General features: G+C 69.9%; 2 protein-coding genes and 1 pseudogene. All 3 read right to left on the bottom strand.

From position 1 onward, the window contains the following. Positions 1-75: 75 nt before the first annotated feature. Complete coding sequence (gene mgtE / locus ABT288_RS49750; protein ID WP_351623423.1) at positions 76-1434, bottom strand: magnesium transporter; 1359 nt, start codon at positions 1432-1434, stop codon at positions 76-78. A 315-nt stretch (positions 1435-1749) separates the two neighbouring features. Then, positions 1750-2493, bottom strand: coding sequence for a VOC family protein (locus ABT288_RS49745; RefSeq protein WP_351623422.1), 744 nt, complete (start codon positions 2491-2493; stop codon positions 1750-1752). Between the two features lie 185 nt (positions 2494-2678). Next, a pseudogene (locus tag ABT288_RS49740) lies at positions 2679-2845 on the bottom strand (3-dehydroquinate synthase); the annotation flags it as partial.

Raw genomic sequence — 2845 nt, 5'->3', positions numbered from 1 at the left:
GCCGCCGCTCCCGCGCCGCCCCCCCCCCGCCGGGCCCGCACGAACGCGGGCCCGGGAGGGGTGTGGCGGCATCTTTCAGATACCCAGGACCACTCGGGCAGTGACGAAGTAGATCACCAGTCCTGTGGCGTCCACCAGTGTCGTGACCATGGGGGCCGAGATCACCGCTGGATCGATGTGGACTCGTTTGGCCAGGAGCGGCATGGCCCCGCCGACCGTCGCCGCCCAGCCACAGATGATCACGAGCGCGATGCCGACGACGAGAGCGATGTGGGCGCCCACGAACGCCGTGCCCAGCGCCATCCCCAGGGTTGCCAGCATCGTTCCGAGGACGACCCCCACCCGGCACTCCCGCCAGATGATCGCGGGCAGGTCCGAGCCGCGTACCTCACCCACGGCCAGCGCGCGTACCGCGGCCGTGGCCGCCTGAGCCCCCGCGTTTCCGCCGGTACCGATCAGCAGCGGAATGAACATGGCGAGCTGGGTGACCTGCTCAAGTGTGCTTTCGAAGGCCTTCGTCACCGTCACGGTGAGTGTCGCGGCCAGCAGCAGAAGCAGGAGCCACACCACCCTGTAGCGAGCCAGCTGCCACACGGTCGCCGCCATGTAGTGCCCGCTCCACGGAGCCGATCCGGACTGGCGTGCGACGTCCTCCGTGTCCGCCTCCTCGATCACCTCGACCGCGTCGTCGATGGTGAGCAGGCCGACCAGCCTTTCCTCGCTGTCGACGACAGGCAGGTCCAGGGTGTTCGTCTCGCGCATCAGGCGAGCCGCGTCCTCCGCGGGGTCGGCGGCGTGCGCGCGGGGGACATCGGCGGAGACGAGGTCGAGGACGCCTTTTCCCGGCGGGCTGAGCACGAGTTCCCGCAGTTCGACCACGCCGGTCAGGCGGCGCCCGGTGTCCACGACGGGCAGCGTGTAGACGGTCTCCGCGTCCGCGCCCCTGGATCGGACGAGATCCAGCGCCTGTTGCACGGTCAGGTGCTGGTCCAGCGCGACCATCTCGGGGGTCATGTAACGCCCCACCGAGCCTTCCGGATATCCCAGCAGGGCGGCGGTCACGCGTCGCTCATGCGCGCTGAGCCCGGCCAGGACCCTCTGCACCACTTTGGCCGGGGCCTCGCGGAGCATGCGCACCCGGTCGTCGGGATCCAGCTCTTCGACCAGTTCGTGGAAGGCCGTGTCCCGCAGGCCCATCAGGACGGCCCGCTGGTCGATGGGCTCCAGTTCCTCGAAGACCTTGATGGCCTCGTCCTTGTCGAGGAGCCGGAACGCGACCACCGCGTCCACGGCGTTCATCCGGGCCAGCTCGTCGGCGATGACGTGGGGCGGGCGCTGGCCCAGCAAGTACTGTGCGTCACGCAGGTCGTGGCGCTCCAAAGCGTCCTGAAGCTCCGTGGGCAGCTCGTCGTCGGTCAGCTGGGTGTGCGTCATGGCAGGAGTCACCTCGGTGGGCGATGGGGCGGGATGCTCTACTTCGCGAGGCGCGTACCGGCACCGTCCCTGCCTGGTGGAGGTCAGCTGCGAGAAGTCACAGCGCGCTCCGGTGGGGGACGGCCGTACGCGGGGTTCGACTGGGAGGCTCGCTCTGCACGGCGAACCACCTCCCTCCTCCGCACAAGGGGCTCACTACGAGGGCCGGCCGTGGCGCTGTGTCGGCCGGCTTGAGGACAGGTGCGAGCAAGCGAGGCAGTGCCCCGGTGGGAACGCTCTCCGCCGAAGCGGCCCACCGGGGCCGTACGACTGCCGTCAGGCTGGGCTGACCAGCGCGAAGCTCACGCCGCACGGGTCCTTCAGCACGGCGACCCGGCCGACCCCGGTGACGTCCGTGGGAGCGGAGACGACCGCGCCGCCCAGCGAGACCGCCGTCGCCGATGCCGCGTCGACGTCCTCCACGCCGAAGTGCAGGGTCCAGCCCGGTGAGACGGCCGGCCCGTCGGTGATTCCGCCGAACTCCACCGAGTCGCCGGATGCCGTGACGGGCGTGGTGTCGCCCGCCGTCGGCGCTGCGGCCGTCCAGCCGAAGACCTGGGTGTAGAACGCCGTGGAGCCGACGACGTCCAGAGTGCCCAGTCCGTACCAGGACGGGGTGCCGGGTTCGTGCACCAGGCCGGACCCGGGGTGCTTGTCCGGCTCCCAGGCGCCGAAGAGCGCTCCGTCAGGGGCCCGGTAGACCGCGGCGCTACCGGCGACCGACACCTTCCGCGGGGGGCTGGCCACGCTGCCGCCGGCGGCCTCCACCGCCTTCGTCGTCTCGACCAGGTCATCCGTCATGAAGTAGACGGTCCAGCCGGCCGAGTGCTCCTCTCCCTCCTTGAGCTTGATCGCGCCCACGATCTTCTCTCCGTGCAGCGTGAAGTTCACGTATCCGCTGGGGAGTTCCAGAGCCTGCCAACCGAAGAGGGAGCTGTAGAAGGCACGTGCGGACGCGACGTCGGGAGTGTCGAGATCCGCCCAGCACGGTGCGCCCTGGGGGTGGCGGGTGATCTTCATCGTTCTCTCCTCACACTGCGGCGATCGATCTTCATCACGCTGGGCCGGTCATGCCCGGGGCTCAGCTCGACCAGCGTGGCGGTCCGCCGTAGCCCCACTCCAGTGCGAGCGGGCAACTCGCGGATTCCTTCCATCGGTTGGGCCGACCGGGGCGAATTCCCTCACGTGCTGACGCGTCGGCGGAGCTACTGGCCCACTTCGCCGTAGGCGGCGAGCAGGACGGCCGGGTCCGGGCCCTCCAGGACGGTCGGCTTGGTCAGGCCGTCGAGGACGATGAAGCGGAGCAGGTCGCCGCGGGACTTCTTGTCGATCTTCATCGTCTGCAGCAGCTTGGGCCACTGGTCGTAGCGGT

The sequence above is a fragment of the Streptomyces sp. NPDC001093 genome (assembly GCF_040298985.1).
In the GTDB taxonomy this organism is placed as follows: Bacteria; Actinomycetota; Actinomycetes; order Streptomycetales; family Streptomycetaceae; genus Streptomyces.
The sequence above is the reverse complement of the archived record's forward strand: the minus strand, read 5'-3'. Positions and strand labels throughout refer to the sequence as shown.